Genomic DNA, 16,919 nt, shown 5'->3' on the forward strand with positions numbered 1-16,919 from the left:
AGGGCTTTTTTACAGATATCTCGAACCGATCAGTCGCCGGTCAGGATCCGATCCACCAGTTCCTTCACACTCGGTGTGAACCCGTTCGAGTAGAAGGGATCACGCTTGAAGTTGTAGGCGGCATGGCCTGCAAACATCAGGTTCTCTTCCACCGGTCCGCCGTGGGCGATGTCCTGAAGCGTCTTCTGAATGCAGAAGCTGCGCGGATCAGCCAGGCGGCCCGTGGTGTAATCGTCGTGATCCTTCCACGACGAGAAACCGCAGTGCGAGAGGCAGCCCATGCAATCGGCCTGATCCTTGCGGATCTCATCGCGCTCGCCCGGAGCCACGAAAACGATGGTATCGTCGGGTGTGCGCAGACCGTCGGTGAACCCTTCCTGCGCCCAGCCGCGGGCACGGTCGAGATCCTTGGGCGCGACCCAGAAGTTCTTGCCCTTCACACCGACATCGAGACGCACGGTATGCTCACCGGCCTCGACCTTCGAGTACGGGATCTGGCGCTCCGAACGCGCTTCAAGCGAGCGCAGGAACGGATTGCGCACGGCCGAGGAATAGAAACCGGTCGGCGAGAAACGATGCAGCAGGACATCGCCCGGATCGAGGTCGCGCAGTGCGTCCTTCCAGGCCTGCGGGATCGGGCTTTCCGTGGTCAGCAGAGGACGTGTGCCGTACTGGAAGGCGATGCTGCCCAGTTCAGGATTGTCAATCCAGTTTTCCCAGTCGCGCAGGTACCATACGCCGCCCGCCATCACGATCGGCACATCGTCGGAAATACCTTCCTTGCGCATCACGTCGCGCAGCGCCTTGACACGCGGATAGGGATCTTCCGGCTTGAGCGGATCTTCCGCGTTCGAAAGGCCGTTGTGCCCACCAGCGAGCCAGGGATCCTCATAGACCACGGCAGCCATCAGGTCCGCGACCTTGTGGTACGCACGCTTCCAGAGCGCGCGGAAGGCACGGCCCGAGCTGACGATGGGAAGATAGTTGACGTTGTAACGCGCCGCGATCTCGGACAGGCGATACGGCATGCCCGCCCCGCAGGTCACGCCAGTCACGAGACCCGGCGTCTTTTCGAGGATACCCTCGAGAACCTGCTGTGCACCGCCCATTTCCCAAAGGACGTTGATATTGATCGCGCCCTGGCCGTTGGAAATCTCGTACGCCCGCTGGACCTGCTCGACGCCGCCATCGATGGCATAGCGGATCAGTTCCTCGTGGCGCTCCTTGCGGGTCAGTGCATTGTAGACCTGCGGAACGATCTTGCCCTCGGCGTCGTAGCTGTCGGCGTTGACGGCACTAACCGTGCCGATGCCGCCCGCTGCCGCCCAGGCACCCGAACTCATATGGTTGGTGGCCGAGACGCCCTTACCGCCTTCAATCAGCGGCCAGACTTCACGTCCACCATAATTAATCGGCTTTAAACCCTTGAAACCCATCGTAACTCTTATCTTTCCCCCTCGGCGTCAAACTCCGACTTAGGAAGTCGGCGTAACCATTCAACGCCCGTGAATGGAATTTTCCTGCCTGAACCCTGATACAGAGCTATTCCGTGTCCGCCTCACTGGACATACGGCACGGCACGATCGCCTCCGGTCCCGGTCGTCCTCCGGAAGCTTCGAACTGCGCGTAGTAGCCCTGAAGCTCAGGCTTACGGACAAATTGGCTCAAACGGAAGCCTACCGCTGCAAATTCGCAGAAGAGAAGTTCCGGCGGCATACCATGTTCACCTGTCGAGCGATCGACGTCCACGACGATGACCTTACCCCCTTCACGCAGCGCCGGTCGCAGGCGCCACAGGAAGGCATAGGGCTCGCTCACCTCATGGTACATGTGAACCAGGAAGATGCGGTCGAAACTGTTTTCCGGCAAGCGTGGATCGTCGGGTGTCCCCAGCTTGATGGAGACATTCTCCAGCCTTTCACGCTCCACGCGAAGGCCCAGCTTCTGGATGACTTCGGGGTCGATATCGCCAGCCAGGACCCGTCCGGTAGAACCCACCCGCTGCGCCAGACGCACCGTGTAGTAACCATCGCCCGCACCGATGTCGGCGACCGTCATGCCCTCGGAAATCCGGGCAAGGTCCATCACGACTTTCGCTTCGTTGACGCTGTCGCGCTGGACTTCGTTGGAAAAGGCCGTCGAGCCCCCCGGAGAGATCGGACGGTCGGGCACCGGGAAATCGCGCGAGGTGGCCGGACGATCCGCATCGGCTTCGCTCGGCGTGCAGGCAGCCAGCGCCGACACTGCGCACAGCAGCAGTCCAGAGGAGATCAGGCTGGCCTTGGAGGACCGCATCGGGCGAGGCCGAAACTTACGCGAGGAACGCAGCATCGCGCTGGTGTACCGCGTTCGCTTCGGCTTGGCAAAGCCCTGAAAGGAGGCCGACCTCCCGGTCCGCCCCACACCTCGCGCTGGCATCCCTTTCTCGCGCGTCGATCTCAGTCGACGTCTTCGATCTCGACCTTCTCGCCGGTCACGCGCTGCGAAAGCGCGGCGGCCATGAAGGGATCGAGTTCGCCATCGAGAACGTCGTCCGGCGCCGTCGAGACGACGCCCGTGCGCAGGTCCTTGACCTGCTGGTAAGGCTGCAGAACGTAGGAGCGGATCTGGTGGCCCCAGCCGATGTCGCTCTTGCTCGCGTGCTCGGCGCTGGCGGCTTCCTCGCGCTTGCGCATTTCTTCCTCGAAGAGACGCGACTTGAGCATGCCCATCGCGATTTCGCGGTTCTTGTGCTGCGAACGGTCGATCTGGCTCGCCACGACGATGCCCGAGGGCTGGTGGGTGATACGCACGGCCGAGTCCGTCGTGTTGACGTGCTGTCCGCCCGCGCCCGAAGCGCGGTAGGTGTCGATCTTGAGATCGGCCGGGTTGATATCGATCTCGAAGCTGTCGTCGATCACCGGGTAAACCCAGACCGAGGAGAAGCTGGTGTGACGGCGCGCCGAGCTGTCATAGGGGCTGATGCGCACGAGGCGATGAACGCCGCTTTCGGTCTTGGCCCAGCCGTACGCGTTCTCGCCCTTGAGCAGAAGCGTGCAGCTCTTGATGCCCGCCGCTTCGCCCGCGTGGTATTCGACGAGCTCAACCTTGAAGCCTTTGCGCTCCCCCCAGCGGGTGTACATGCGCTGCAGCATCTGCGCCCAGTCCTGACTCTCGGTCCCACCGGCACCGGCATGGACTTCGAGGTAGGTGTCGTTGGCATCGGCTTCGCCCGAGAGCAGGGCCTGGATCTTGTCGCGGTCGGCGCGCGCAGCCAGTTCCGACAGGGTTGCAAGACCCTCGGCGATGGTTTCGTCATCGCCTTCCATCTCGCCCAGTTCCACGAACTCGACCGCATCGTTCATTTCCGCGGTGATCTCGTTGACCGCACCGATCGAGGCCTCAAGGCGTCGACGCTCGCGCATGACCGCCTCGGCCTCCTTGGGGTTATCCCAAAGCGTGGGGTCCTCGACGCGCGCGTTCAGCTCATCGAATCGCCGCAGCGCGCGCTCCCAGTCGAGCGACTTGCGCACGAGAGCGAGCGCCTTTTCGATACGGTCAATGTGGGCCTGCCCCTCGGCACGCATGGCGCGATACTCCAAATCAGATTGCGCGCTCGCCCTAGCGGGCGCCGCGCAGAATGCAAAGCCGCCCGCGACGAGACGAGCCGGAAAGGCTGCCCCATATCCGCGGACCGGCGTGGTGTTCAAGCCCCTCGCCTGCAATTCCCCCTCGCCTGCGTATCATCGCGGCGAGACAGGCCTACAGAGGATTAGCGGGCGAGCTTCTTTACCGCCGCCATCGTCAGCTTGACGTGGTCGCGGTAGTCGCGGTCGGAATGCACCATGACGACCTTGCCGTCCTGCCCGATCACGTAGCTGACGCGCTGGGTCAGGCCATCGGGAAGGCCCTCGACCTTGAGGGCGACGTCGTAGTCCTTGATGACCTTGGGCGAGGCGATGGCGACGGCAAACTTGTCGCGGCATTCCTCGGTCGAGAACTTCTTGAGCGTGGGCAAGTCATCGCCCGACATGCCCACGACCGTCGCGCCCAGCTTGGCGAATTCGGGGGTCGCTTCGGCAAAGGCGTGCGCCTCCAGGGTGCACCCTTGCGTGAACGCCTTGGGATAGAAGTACAGGACTACCGGCCCCTTGCGCAGCGCTGCGGACAGATCAAACGTCGTCTCCTTGCCGGCTTTCGCACCCTTGGTCACGAACGCCGGCGCCTTGGCCCCGACAGGAAGAGCGGCCTGCGCCGACACGGAGAGGACGGAAAGCCCGAGAGCGGCGAGCGGGAGGATGATCTTGCGCATGGCGATACTCTGGCGCGCCCGCGTCGCGCTGTCCAGCCTGCTCGCCAGGAACCTTCCCCGCAAAGAGAAACGCCCCGTTCACCTTGCACGTTGGCGGGGTGAACGGGGCGGTGGGGCGACCCTTGGAGTTTTCCCGTGCCGAACAGGAGAGAGAGTGAGAGAGGCCCGGCACGAGGGTGTTTTTAGTCTCAGCGCGGTCCTGGAGGATGCGACCCCGCTTGCCATTCTTACTAGCCGCGCTTGGAAACGATTGCACTAGCACTTTGGGTGGAGATTGGGGCCGCTAGGGACCCAGGACTTTTGCCCTGCGCGCAAAGATGCCACGTGCGGCCGCTTGACCCGAACGCACCCGCACCCCAAGGACGAGACCGATACAAGGAGAGCCTCTGATGTCCGCAAACGCCCCGATCCGTCCGCGCCGCAGCGCCCTCTACCTGCCGGCCTCGAACGCCAGGGCCATTGCCAAGGCGCGCACCCTGCCCTGCGACGTGGTCGTGCTCGACCTTGAGGATGCCGTTGCCCCCGAAGCCAAAGCGGATGCCCGCGAGGCGGCTCTTGCGGCGCTGGAAGAAGGTGGTTTCGGCGCGCGCGAGGTTGCCGTGCGCGTGAACGGGATCGACACCGAATGGGGCGTCGACGACCTTGCCGCGCTTGCCGGATCGAAGGCGGACGCGGTTCTCGTCCCCAAGGTCTCCACCCCGCTCGACATCGGCCGCTACGAGGAAGCGCTCGAGACCGCTCCCGAGGCGATGCAGCTGTGGGCCATGATCGAGACCTGCGGCGCGGTTCTCAATCTGGAACCGCTTGCGGCGATGGCCGCAACCACGCGCCTCTCGCTCTGGATCATGGGCACAAATGACCTTGCCAAGGAAATGCGTGCCCGCCTGACGCCCGAGCGCACACCGTTCCTGCCCTTCATGGCGCAGGCGGTAGCCGCCGCGCGACTTCACGGCCTCACCATTCTCGACGGGGTGTGCAACGAGTTCCGCGACCTCGACATATTCGAAGCCGAGGCACGCCAGGGTCTGGACTTCGGCTTCGACGGCAAGAGCCTGATCCACCCCGCTCAGGTAGAGCCCTGCAACACCATGTTCAGCCCGAGCGCCGAGGAGCTGGCCTGGGCCGAAGCCGTGATCGCAGCCTTCGACCTTCCCGAGAACGCTGGGAAGGGCGCCATCCGCGTCGAGGGAAAGATGACCGAACTGCTCCACCTCGAACAGGCCCGCCAGCTGCTGGCTGTCGCGCAGCAGATCGCCGCGATGGGCTAATGCCTGGCCGGTCGCAGCGTATTCAGATGCGCTGCGACCGGCTTTGCCTCAGGGTTCGTCGTGCACAGGCACCGGGCTGATCGCCCCGGGCTCATTCGCGACGATCTTCAGAACCGCGGTCCACGCCTCGACATTCTGCTGAAGCGCGGCCGGATCGACCTTGTCGAGCGTGTCATCGGGCGTGTGGTGCAGGTCGAAGTAGTGCGTGCCATCCTGGCCAAGATCGACCACGGCCAGTTCCTGCTCGGCGATGATCGGGCCAATGTCGGTGCCGCCGTGCGCCGCGCCCTCGTGCGGCACGATACCGAGCGGAAGGACGGCACCATTCACCTTGTCGGCAAGATCGCTGTTGGCCGCCGCAAAGCGGGTCTTGACCTGCCAGACCCGGTCCGCACCGAAATCGCTTTCCATGGCGAGCGCATGCGGCTCGTTTGCGTGCAGCTTCATGTAATGGTCACCGCCGCTGTAGTAGATGCCCTGCTCTTCATCGCCCGCCCACAGCACGCGGATCGTGCGCAGCGCCTGACCACCGTCCTGCGCGGCGAGTGCCGCCGCGGCCACGATCCCGCAGCCCGAAGCATCGTCGATGGCCCCGGTGCCAAGGTCCCAGGAATCGAGGTGGCAGCCCACCAGGATCATCGGCAGGCTGGGATTACGCCCCGGCAGATCCGCGATCACGTTGCCCGAGGTCGCCTTCTCCAGCGGCCTGCCTTCAAGACGAAGAGCGATCTCCATCGGCTTGCCGCCGCCTGCAATCCGCGCGATCAGGTCCGCGTCGGGGTTCGACACCGCCCCCGCCGGGATCGGGTTTGCCTTTCCAAAGGCGGTCACGCCGGTGTGCGGATTCCGATGGCTGTCGGTGCCCGCCGAACGGATGACGATAGCAAGAGCCCCGCGCTCGGACGCCATTGCCGGCCCGGCCCGGCGCACGTTGCCATAAGGGCCGTAACCCGAACCATCCTGCGCACGGCGCATGGCATGGTCGACAAAGGCGATCTTGCCCTTAAGCGATCCGTCCGGGGCCGCCTCCAGTGCCTCGAGCGTCGGAAAATAGACCAGCGGTGCGGTCAGACCGCCCTCGGGCGTGGGCACCGAGAAGCCCAGCGCGGTGATGGCAAGGGGCTGCGGATAGGGCGCGGTCAGGCGCGCCGCCTCAGACCCGCGCTGCCAGGTCGTGGTCGCAAATTCCTCGATCCGCACATTCTGGAAGCCCAGCGCCTCGAGCTTGGCCTTGCCCCAGTCGCGGGCACGGTCCTCGGCTTGGGAGCCTGCCATGCGCGGGCCGACCTCGGTAGTCAGTCCCTCGGTGATTTCCCAGGCGACCCCTTCGCCCTCGACGGGCTTGGCGGCAAGGGGAGAGGCGTAAAGGGCAACGGCGGTGAGCACCGCGCCGAGCGCGGTTGAAGGAATCTTGCGTATCATAGCACGAAGGTATCGCGCCCATACGCGCCTGCCAAGCAACGAAACGCCCTGGCGCGCAAGCTATCCGCATCCATGCCTTGCCGGACCCTTCCGACGCATCGGGCCGCTTGCAGGCCGGGGACGGGCTCTGTAAGGGCCAAGGCCAAGTATCCCATCAACACAGCATCCGAGGACCGCATGGCCGCGCAATACGCCTTCGTCATGAAGGACATGACCAAGACCTTCCCGGGCGCACCCAAGCCGGTGCTCTCCAACATCAACCTGCAGTTCTACCAGGGCGCCAAGATCGGCATCGTCGGCCCGAACGGCGCAGGCAAGTCGACCCTCATGAAGATCATGGGCGGTATCGACACCGATTTCTCGGGCGAGGCCTGGGCGGGTGAGAACATCACCGTGGGCTACCTCCCGCAGGAACCCCAGCTCGACGAGAGCAAGACCGTGCTCGAAAACGTCAAGGACGGCGCGCGCGAAGTGGCCGACATGGTCGACCGCTTCAACGCCATCTCGGCCGAGATGGGCGATCCCCAGGACGACACCGACTTCGACGCGCTCATGGAGGAAATGGGCACGCTGCAGGACAAGATCGACGCCGTCGATGGCTGGACGCTCGACAACCAGCTTGAAGTGGCGATGGAAGCCCTGCGCTGCCCGCCCAGCGACTGGGACGTGAAGAGCCTCTCGGGCGGTGAAAAGCGCCGCATTGCGCTGACCCGCCTGCTCATCCAGAAGCCCGACATCCTGCTGCTCGACGAACCGACCAACCACCTCGACGCCGAAAGCGTCAACTGGCTGGAAAATCACCTCGCCGAGTACCACGGCGCCGTGCTGATGATCACCCACGACCGCTACTTCCTCGACAACGTGGTGGGCTGGATCCTCGAGCTCGACCGCGGAAAGTACTTCCCCTACGAGGGCAACTACTCGACCTACCTCGAGAAGAAGGCCAAGCGCCTCGAGCAGGAAGACCGCGAGGCCACGGGTCGTCAGAAGGCTCTCAAGGACGAGCTCGAGTGGATCCGCGCCGGCGTCAAGGGCCGCCAGACCAAGTCCAAGGCCCGTATCCGCAAGTTCGAGGAACTGCAGAACGCGCAGGACCAGCGTACCCCCGGCAAGGCCCAGATCGTCATCCAGGTTCCTGAGCGTCTTGGCGGCAAGGTCATCGAGGCCAAGGGCATCTCCAAGGCGTTTGGCGACAAGCTCCTGTTCGAGGACCTCTCGTTCATCCTGCCTCCGGGCGGCATCGTCGGCGTCATCGGCCCCAACGGTGCGGGTAAGTCGACCCTCTTCAAGATGCTCACCGGCCAGGAGAAGCCCGACACCGGCGAGATCGAGATCGGCCAGACCGTGCACCTGGGCTACGTCGACCAGAACCGCGACCACCTCGATAGCAAGCACAACGTCTGGGAGGAAATCTCCGATGGCCTCGACTACATGAAAGTCAACGGCCACGACGTATCGACGCGTGCCTATGTCGGCGCCTTCAACTTCAAGGGCCAGGACCAGCAGAAGAACGTCGGCAAGCTCTCGGGCGGTGAACGCAACCGCGTCCACCTCGCGAAGATGCTCAAGGAGGGTGGCAACGTCCTCCTGCTCGACGAACCGACCAACGACCTTGACGTCGAAACCCTCGGCGCGCTCGAAGAAGCAATCGAGAACTTCGCCGGTTGCGCCGTGGTCATCTCGCACGACCGCTTCTTCCTCGACCGTCTGGCCACTCACATCCTCGCCTTCGAGGGCAATAGCCACGTCGAATGGTTCGAAGGCAACTTCGAGGCCTACGAAGAAGACAAGCGCCGCCGTCTGGGCGATGCGGCCGACCGTCCGACCGCGCTGGCCTACAAGAAGCTGACGCGCTGACGCATCCTTCCTGATGGATCGAGACGGCCCGCCCGAAACGGCGGGCCGTTTTCGTATCTGGTGACCTGGGCAGGCCGTTCACACAAAAGACCGCGTACATGAACAAAATACCGTAACCCAGTTCAGCTTCGGGCAAGTCGCCTCCGGGTAGAACCGGATCAACGCTGAAAACGATTGGATAAGGCTCTCACCCCACCCCCCCGCGCAATGGTCACGGAAAGATTGGCTGCGAGAGCAGAAGAGGTATCGCACAATGTCCAGAACACTTCTGAAAGCGGGAGCCTGGGGAGCCATGCTCCTTGCCACGACCGGAATGGTCCTTCCCGACATCGCCATGGCGCAGGAGCGCAGCCGCCACGAGCGCGCGAACCGCAGTGATCGCGGTGGACGTCCCAGCGCTGCGCAGAACCGCGGCGGCCAGCGCCAGGCCCGTCCGCAACGCCAGGCCCGCCCGCAACGTCAGGCCCGTCCGCAACGCCAGGCCCGCCCCAGCCGTCCGGCGCAGACCCGCAACAACCGCGGGGAGGCACGTATCGAACGGGGGCAGGAGCGCGCAGAGCGCAATTACAGCCGCCGCGAGATGAGCCGCGCCCAGCGCCTCGAGCGCAGCCGCGCCAGCCGCCCCGAGCGCACGGACCGGCCGGACGTCCGGCGCAATGTGCGCGACAACCGCCAGGCCCAGAATCGGGAAACTCGCCGCGAGACACGACGCGACACCCGCTATGACCGCCGGAACCCCGCGCGCAACGACCGCTACGATGGCCGGGATCAGCGCCGGGACAGCCGGTACGACCGCCGCGACGACCGTCGTGGGAATCGCTACGAGCGGCGCGACAACCGCCGCGACTATCGCTCCAGCCGCCGCGCGGAACGGCGTTGGGACCGTAACGAGTGGCGCCGCAACAACCGCTACAACTGGCGCAGCTATCGGGCCCAGCATCGCTCGCATTACCGTCTGGGACGTTACTACGCTCCCTACCGCGGCTATGCCTACCGCCGTTTGAGCATCGGCTTCTCGCTGGGCGCGATGTTCTACGGCAGCCGTTACTGGATCAACGACCCCTGGGCCTACCGTCTGCCCGCCGTCTACGGCCCCTACCGCTGGGTCCGTTACTATGACGACGTGCTTCTGGTGAACACCTATACGGGCGAAGTTGTCGACGTGATCTACGACTTCTTCTGGTAACGGCCCCTCTGTTTGTACGTCATCAGCCCCCTTGCCGTGCGGCAAGGGGGCTTTTTCATATCAGGGACAATCCCGAGATTGATCCATCCTCGTGAACCTGCGAGCATGGCTTGATGGACGCAGAGCGACTTCTGGATCGAAAGATCCTCGCCCGCATCGGCACCCGGGTGCGCAACCGGCTCGACGCCGCACCCGCCGTACGCCGCCTCCCTGACGAACGCGCCGAAATCTACACGCTCGACAATTTTCTCGACGCGGACTGCTGCCGCCACCTGATCGACCTGATTGATGCCGAAGCGCAGCCCTCCGCCCTTGTCGACGACTCCGACAACACGCAGATCCGCACGAGCTGTTCCAGCGACATAGACCCCGAGGATTCGGTGGTACGCCGCCTCGACGCGCGCCTGTGCGCCTTGACGGGCCTCTCCGGCCAACGCAGCGAGGCTGCGCAGGGGCAGCGCTACGAGTGTGGCCAGTTCTTCGCCGAACATTGCGACTGGTTCGACACCAGCGCCGAATACTGGCAGCGCGAGAAGAACTGCGGGGGCCAACGCAGCTGGACCGCGATGATCTACCTCAACGCCGTCGATGAAGGGGGCGCGACCGAGTTTACCCGGCTTTCGCTGCGCATTCGTCCAAGACTGGGCGGTCTTCTCCTCTGGAACAACGCCTTGCCTGACGGGCGTCCCAATCCCTATACCCTCCACGCCGCCCGGCCGGTCGTGCGGGGCACCAAGTACATCGTCACGAAATGGTTTCGCTCCCACACCTGGCAATAAGCCGCGCAGGCCCATCTCCCGCACGTCGAGAGCGGCAGAGTCGGGGGCGGCGATTGTTGGCCGGTAGCCTTGTCATCCTTGGATGGATTGCGTCCACTGCGCCAGCGGTGTGCGCAGTTGCGCCCGGCCCCCAGCCGCCCTGCCCGGTGATAACCGCGCCCGAGCAGGCGGAACGCCGTCAGGACGTGCGGGCCCTGCGCGCACTTTTCGCGGACGACGAGGCGCGCGAGGCGGCCTTCGATCCGATTGCCGCGCTCTACAGGGGCGAAGTCCCTGACAGCGCCGATCTCGCGCGCATCTACACCGATGCGCTGCAACGCGAACGGCTCGCATCCGCCCGGCGCAGCCTTACCTTGCTTGCAGCTATCGACCGATGCGCGCTGACGGACGACCTGCGCCTTTCCCATGCCCTCTTCGGCGCCCGCAAGGCCGAGGAAGTTGCCTCGCTCCGGCCGGAAATGCGGAGCCTCGAAGGGGCATTCCCGTTCCACCATTTTGCAGGGCTCCAGCTCGATTTTCCCTCGCTTATCGCGCCCGGAGGGGCCTTTTCCTACAAGAACGAAAGCGACTACCGTGAGGTCCTGCGACTCTACGCCGCCTTCCCGACGATCATCGATACCGCCATTGCCCGGTTCCGCGCGGGCGCGCGGCAAGGAGTAGTCCTGCCTCGCCTGACTGTGCAGCACATGGTCGCGCAGATCGACGCCCTGCTGGATGGCACCGCTCCCGAGGAGCGCTTCCTCACCCCCATCGAGGATCTTCCGCCCTCGCTGTCACAGGGCGCGGAGGTCGATCTCGTCCGCACGTTCACGGCATCCACGCGCACGGATATCCTGCCCACCTACCGTCGCCTTCGCGCCTTCCTGGCCGAGGACTACCTTCCCGCTGCACGCCCTTCGATCGGCCTTTCCGACATGCCGGGCGGCGACGCTCTGTACCGGGCGCTGATCGCACGCGAGACCACACTTTCACTCGACCCCGACGAAATCCACGCTCTCGGCACCCGCGAGGTCGCGCGGATCGAGACGCAGATGACCAAGGTTGCTGGCGAACTGGGCAGCCATGTCGCCTTGCCGGAATTCTTCGAGAATATCCGCAGCGACCCGCGCTTTCATCCCCGTTCGTCCCAAGACCTGCCCCAGCGCTTTGGCGAGGTGGCTGCCCGCGTTGATACGGCGCTCCCCCGCTTCTTTCGCGTGCGCCCCGAGAGCCCGCTCCAAGTGCAGCCCTACCCGCCCGATCGCGCCCGCTACGAAGCGGGAGGATCCTACGTGGAAGGTGCGAGCAGCGTCCCGGCAACCTTCTTCTACAACACCTACGACCTGGAACATCGCTTCGTCTCGGGTGTGACGACGCTCTACCTGCACGAAGCCATGCCCGGCCATCATCTGCAGATCAGCCTTGCGCGCGAGAATTCCGCCCTGCCCGCCTTCCAGCGCAATTCGCAGACCAGCGCATTCGTGGAAGGCTGGGCGCTTTACGCCGAGACGCTGGGCTACGACATGGGCCTCTACGACGACCCGCTCCAGCACTGGGGAACGCTCGACGATGAGATGCTTCGCGCGATGCGCCTCGTCGTCGACACCGGCATACACGCACGTCATTGGTCGCGCGCGCAGGCGATCGACTACATGCTCGCCCATTCCGGGATGGGCCGCAGCGATGCCGAGGCCGAAGTCGACCGGTACATCGCGATGCCCGCGCAGGCGCTGTCCTACAAGATCGGCGCGCTCACCATCCAGAAGCTGCGCCGGGACGCCGAGCAACGCCTCGGCCCACGTTTCGACATCCGGGACTTCCACGAGGCCGTTCTAGGCTCGGGCGCGTTGCCACTCGGCCTCCTGCAAGAGAGGGTCGAGGGTTGGGTTGCCGCGCAAGAGGGGTCTCCCCTTGCGCGGCATGCCCGCTAGTCTGGGTTCGCGCGGCCTCAGGCCAGCGCTTCAGCAATCAGCTTGCGCGTCTCAGGCACACCGTAGAGCGCAATAAAGCTGCCCATGCGCGGCCCCTGGCTGGAGCCGAGCAGCGTCTCGTACTGCGCCTTGAACCAGTCGCGCAGGCTCTCAAAGCCGTACTGCTCGTCCTTGCCGATCTCGTAAACGATGTTCTGGAGCTCCTCGGCCGAGGCATTGGCCGCGACCTTGGCCAACTGCGCATCGAGTTCGGTAAGAGCGGCGACTTCACCGCCCTCGGGCTTGCGACGCTGGAGGGTCGGCGCGATGTAGTCGCGGTTGTAGGCGAGCGCGCAGCTCACCATCGCGTCGAGCGCGGGATGCTCGGCCGGGTCGGCGCTCTCCACGTAGTTGGCGAGGTAGGACCAGACCTGCTCACGCGTGGCGTTGGCGCCAAGCACACCGACAAGGTTCAGGAGCAGCGCGAATGTCACCGGCGGTGCGGGAACGTCGTTCTGGTCCTGGCCGTTGGCCCGCAGCAGATGCCACACCGGGTTGCCCAGCTGCTTGTCGAGCGCCTGCTTGGGCAGATTGCCATAGAACTGCCAGTACTCGTCAACGGCCTTCGGGATCACGTCGATGTGCAGCTGCTTGGCGCTCTTTGGCTCGCGGAACAGGTAGAAGCCGAGCGATTCCTCGGTGCCGTAGGTCAGCCACTGCTCGATGGTGAGACCATTACCCTTGGACTTGGAGATCTTCTCGCCGTTCTCGTCGAGGAACAGTTCGTAGATCAGCCCTTCGGGACGGCGAGCCCCGAGGATCTTGGCGATCTTGCCCGACTGCGTCACCGAATCGGTCAGATCCTTGCCGCACATCTCGTAGTCGACACCCAGGTCCACCCAGCGCATGGCCCAGTCGACCTTCCACTGCAGCTTGGCCTGGCCGCCGAACACGCTCTGCTCGACAGTCGTGCCATCCTCGTCGGTGAAGCGGATCATGCCCGTCGCCGGATCGAGGACCTCGACCGGAACCTGCAGGACCACGCCCGTCGTCGGAGATACCGGCAGCACCGGCGAATAGGTTTTGCGACGCTCCTCGCGCAGCGTGGGCAGCATCACGCCCATGATGGCATCGTAGTTGCTCAGAATGCTGCTCAGGGCATTGTCGAAACGACCCGAATTGTACCGATCGCTGGCCGAAACGAACTCGTAGTCAAACCCGAAGCGATCGAGAAATTCACGCAGCATCGCGTTGTTATGATGCGCAAAACTCTCGAACTTGCCGAACGGATCGGGGATCCGGCTGAGCGGCTTGCCAAGGTTCGCAGCCAGAAGTTCAGCCTGGGGAATGTTGTCCGGCACCTTGCGCAGGCCGTCCATGTCATCCGAGAACGCGACCAGCCGGGTCACGCCGTCCTCGGGCTTCGCGCCGACAAGCGCCTCGTAGGCCCGGCGCACCAGCGTGGTGCGCAGGACTTCCTGGAACGTCCCGATATGCGGCAGCCCTGAGGGACCATATCCCGTCTCGAACAGGATAGGCTCTGGAGAACCGTCGGCTGCGCTCTTGCCATTGGGATAGCGCTTGAGCAGTTTCTGGGCCTCCTGGAAGGGCCAGGCCTTGGACACACGGGCGGCTTCGATCAGGGCATTTTCAGTCATGCGCGCGCTCATCTGCGATTGCGCGCGATTTCGCAAGCGCCTTCGGCACTCCGTGTGCGCGCAAACCGGAAGAGGAACCCCCGGCGGTCCTCGTCAGTTAGGTGCCAAACGCACCAGAAGGACGGAAAAATCTTCGTGAATTACATCGAGACCCTGACCAAGGAGCTGGAAGGCATGGCCATGGGCTTCTTCCAGCTCTTGCCCTCGTTCGCCATCGCTCTTGGCATCGTCGTACTCACCTGGATCATGGTGGGCGTGTTCGTGCGCGTCATCGGCCGGGTGACAAAGCGCGCAGGCCTGCGCACCGATCTGCAGCAGCTTTTCGAGACGGTGACCAAGCTTGCAGTCTGGATCCTGGGCATCCTGATCGCGCTCACCGTCGCGATCCCCAGCTTCACCCCGGCAGGCGCCGTCGCAGGTCTGGGTGTCGGTGCCCTCGCCATCGGCTTTGCCTTCCAGGATATCTTCGAGAACTTCCTCGCTGGCGTTCTCATCATGCTGCGCGAGAAGATGAACATCGGCGATTCGATCTCGTGCAACGGCATCATGGGTTCGGTCGAGCGCATTACCCTGCGTGAAACCTACATCCGCCAGTTCTCGGGCGAACTGACCGTCGTTCCCAACTCGATGCTGTTCAAGAACGCGGTCGACATCTTCAATGACCAGGCCGTGCGCCGCGAGCAGGTCGTCGTCGGCGTGTCCTACGACACCGACCTTGAGACCGCCGAAGCGACCATCCGCAAGGCTGTGGAAGGCATTCCCGAAGTCGAGAAGGACAAGGGCGTGCTCGTCTTCGCGCAGGAATTCGGCGCAAGCTCGGTCGACTTCCTGGTACTGTGGTGGAGCAACACCGGCGAGCAGGACAAGCGTCTGACCAAGAGCCACGTGATCATGGCGATCAAGAAGGCGCTCGACGACGCCGAGATCGAGATCCCCTTCCCCTACGTCACGCACACCTTCAAGGAAGCGCTTCCGGTCGAGAAGGCGCCGCTGGCCGCCAACGAATCCTGACAAATCTAAATCTCCGGTCAGAGCCGCAGACTTGAACCGGGTGTGACAATCGGCAGACTGGCCGGCATGGAGGGGATTGATGCCGGCCTTTCACATTCAGCACCTTTTGCCTGCCGCCTTGGCGCTGGCACTCTCGGCCGCGGCTCCGGCCTGCGCCGCTGACGAACGCCTTTTCGTTACCGGGATCACGCTCCTCGATCCCGGGCACGAAGCCAACCCACGCACACGCGATGCCACTCTGGTCATCGCGGACGAGACCATCGTCTACGCAGGACCGTCTGGCTCCGCCCCACCCTCTGACGGCGCGCGCGTCATCGATGGCACGGGCCTCACCGCGTTTCCCGGCCTCACCGACATGCATGTCCATGTCTGGGACGAGGCGGAACTGGGCGCCTACCTCGCCCACGGTGTGACGAGCGTGCGCAACATGTCGGGCATGCCCTTCCACCTTGAGCTCGCAGAGCGTATCGCGCGAGGCGAACTCGATGGCCCTCGCCTTCTTACCAGCGGCCCCATCCTCAACAGCGCGGGCGCGAACCAGCAGATAAACCACCAGATCGTCGAGACCGCGCAGGAGGCCCGCGCCGCCGTCGCGGCCCAGCATGCCGCTGGCTTCGCCCGCCTGAAAACCTATTCCAACTTGCGCCGCCAAGCCTATGAGGCAATCCGCGACGAAGCCGAACAGCGCCAGATGCACCTCACCGGCCACACGCCCGAAGGCGAGCGCCGCCCCGGCATGCCCCGCGATATCCCCTTCTCCATCGCCTTCGAGGAAATCCTCGACGACGGTTTCGAGACCATCGAACATGCCGAATCGATCCTGTGGCATGGCCTCTCCGACCGGCAGGACGACGCGGCGGCCAAGGCCCTTGCCCTGCGGATCGCGCAGAGCGGCACGCCGGTCACGCCAACGCTTCTGGCGCATCACAATCTCGTCATGGTGGCCCGCACGAAAGGCGCGTACGCCGCGCGCGCCGGGACCGAGACCCTCAACCCGGTCACCCAGCAGACAGAGGCGGAGTACATTGCGCTGTGGTCCAGGCAGGAACCCACCGCACACGCAGCCAAGGATCTGTGGCTCGGTCGCTTCACCGCAATGCTCGACGAAGCTGGCGTCACCCTGGTCACCGGCAGCGATGCAGGTATCTTCACGAACATTCCCGGCCAGTCCCTGCACGACGAACTCGCCCTTATGGTACGCGGCGGCTTGGCGCCTCTCCGAGCCTTGCGCGCAAGCACCACCAACATCGCCAAGGTTCTGGACGAGGAACAGACAAGCGGTTGCCTCTCCCAAGGCTGCCTGGCCGATATCGTCCTCACCCGCTGCGACCCTGCCGAAACGATCCGTTGCTCCCGCGAGATCGAGGCCGTCATCGCCCGTGGCCGCTATCATGACAGGCAGGCTCTCGACACGCTCCTCGAAAGCGCCAGACATCCCAACAGCGAGCGGACCCTGCGCAACCTCATGGCTGGAATGGAAGCGCAAGGCACGCCGCTCGATCCCGCCGCGCTGGGATTGTGATTTTGCCAGAGCTTCCGCACTGCCATTGAGGTGCGG

The 16,919-nt window shown here is 64.3% G+C and carries 13 protein-coding genes; 7 read left to right on the plus strand and 6 right to left on the minus strand.

Annotated elements, in window-relative coordinates; genetic code table 11:
* Positions 1 to 29: 29 nt before the first annotated feature.
* The 4 genes from LC060_RS14510 to LC060_RS14525 form a co-directional block, all read right to left on the minus strand.
* Positions 30 to 1,436, minus strand: a complete 1,407-nt coding sequence (locus tag LC060_RS14510) for an NAD(P)H-dependent flavin oxidoreductase (protein ID WP_226636782.1) — start codon at positions 1,434 to 1,436, stop codon at positions 30 to 32.
* A 106-nt stretch (positions 1,437 to 1,542) separates the two neighbouring features.
* Positions 1,543 to 2,295, minus strand: a complete 753-nt coding sequence (locus LC060_RS14515) for a class I SAM-dependent methyltransferase (protein WP_226636783.1) — start codon at positions 2,293 to 2,295, stop codon at positions 1,543 to 1,545.
* Positions 2,296 to 2,438: 143 nt separating this feature from the next.
* Entirely contained in the window at positions 2,439 to 3,566 is a 1,128-nt protein-coding gene (gene prfB / locus LC060_RS14520; RefSeq protein WP_226636785.1) for a peptide chain release factor 2, read from the minus strand.
* Between the two features lie 185 nt (positions 3,567 to 3,751).
* The gene (locus tag LC060_RS14525; RefSeq protein ID WP_226636786.1) at positions 3,752 to 4,291 is read right to left on the minus strand and encodes a peroxiredoxin; all 540 of its coding nucleotides are present in this window, start codon (positions 4,289 to 4,291) and stop codon (positions 3,752 to 3,754) included.
* Positions 4,292 to 4,680: 389 nt separating this feature from the next.
* On the opposite strand from LC060_RS14525, the gene LC060_RS14530 reads away from it, so the two are divergent.
* A complete protein-coding gene (locus LC060_RS14530) occupies positions 4,681 to 5,559 on the plus strand; it encodes an HpcH/HpaI aldolase/citrate lyase family protein (protein WP_226636788.1) in 879 nt (292 codons plus the stop codon).
* A gap of 48 nt (positions 5,560 to 5,607) precedes the next feature.
* Here the strand turns inward: LC060_RS14530 and LC060_RS14535 are convergent, their stop codons facing one another.
* The gene (locus LC060_RS14535; RefSeq protein WP_226636790.1) at positions 5,608 to 6,981 is read right to left on the minus strand and encodes a M28 family peptidase; all 1,374 of its coding nucleotides are present in this window, start codon (positions 6,979 to 6,981) and stop codon (positions 5,608 to 5,610) included.
* Positions 6,982 to 7,158: 177 nt separating this feature from the next.
* Between LC060_RS14535 and ettA the strand changes: the two genes are divergently transcribed.
* The 4 genes from ettA to LC060_RS14555 all read left to right on the plus strand — a co-directional run bounded on the left by ettA (position 7,159) and on the right by LC060_RS14555 (position 12,713).
* A complete protein-coding gene (gene ettA / locus LC060_RS14540; RefSeq protein WP_226636792.1) occupies positions 7,159 to 8,838 on the plus strand; it encodes an energy-dependent translational throttle protein EttA in 1,680 nt (559 codons plus the stop codon).
* A 253-nt stretch (positions 8,839 to 9,091) separates the two neighbouring features.
* A complete protein-coding gene (locus LC060_RS14545) occupies positions 9,092 to 10,024 on the plus strand; it encodes an RcnB family protein (RefSeq protein WP_226636793.1) in 933 nt (310 codons plus the stop codon).
* A gap of 113 nt (positions 10,025 to 10,137) precedes the next feature.
* A complete protein-coding gene (locus LC060_RS14550; protein WP_226636795.1) occupies positions 10,138 to 10,803 on the plus strand; it encodes a 2OG-Fe(II) oxygenase in 666 nt (221 codons plus the stop codon).
* Positions 10,804 to 10,949: 146 nt separating this feature from the next.
* Positions 10,950 to 12,713 carry a DUF885 domain-containing protein gene (locus LC060_RS14555; RefSeq protein WP_226636797.1) on the plus strand — a complete coding sequence of 588 codons (1,764 nt, stop codon included), beginning with the start codon at positions 10,950 to 10,952 and terminating at the stop codon, positions 12,711 to 12,713.
* 17 nt (positions 12,714 to 12,730) lie between these two features.
* Here the strand turns inward: LC060_RS14555 and LC060_RS14560 are convergent, their stop codons facing one another.
* Positions 12,731 to 14,350: a lysine--tRNA ligase gene (locus LC060_RS14560; protein ID WP_226636798.1), complete on the minus strand. Its 1,620-nt coding sequence runs from the start codon at positions 14,348 to 14,350 to the stop codon at positions 12,731 to 12,733.
* Between the two features lie 135 nt (positions 14,351 to 14,485).
* On the opposite strand from LC060_RS14560, the gene LC060_RS14565 reads away from it, so the two are divergent.
* Together LC060_RS14565 and LC060_RS14570 are read left to right on the plus strand one after the other, a co-directional pair.
* Positions 14,486 to 15,361, plus strand: a complete 876-nt coding sequence (locus LC060_RS14565) for a mechanosensitive ion channel family protein (RefSeq protein WP_226636800.1) — start codon at positions 14,486 to 14,488, stop codon at positions 15,359 to 15,361.
* 79 nt (positions 15,362 to 15,440) lie between these two features.
* The gene (locus tag LC060_RS14570; RefSeq protein WP_226636802.1) at positions 15,441 to 16,883 is read left to right on the plus strand and encodes an amidohydrolase family protein; all 1,443 of its coding nucleotides are present in this window, start codon (positions 15,441 to 15,443) and stop codon (positions 16,881 to 16,883) included.
* Positions 16,884 to 16,919 lie beyond the last annotated feature (36 nt).

The organism is Novosphingobium profundi (assembly GCF_020524485.1).
Lineage (GTDB): Bacteria > Pseudomonadota > Alphaproteobacteria > Sphingomonadales > Sphingomonadaceae > Novosphingobium > Novosphingobium profundi_A.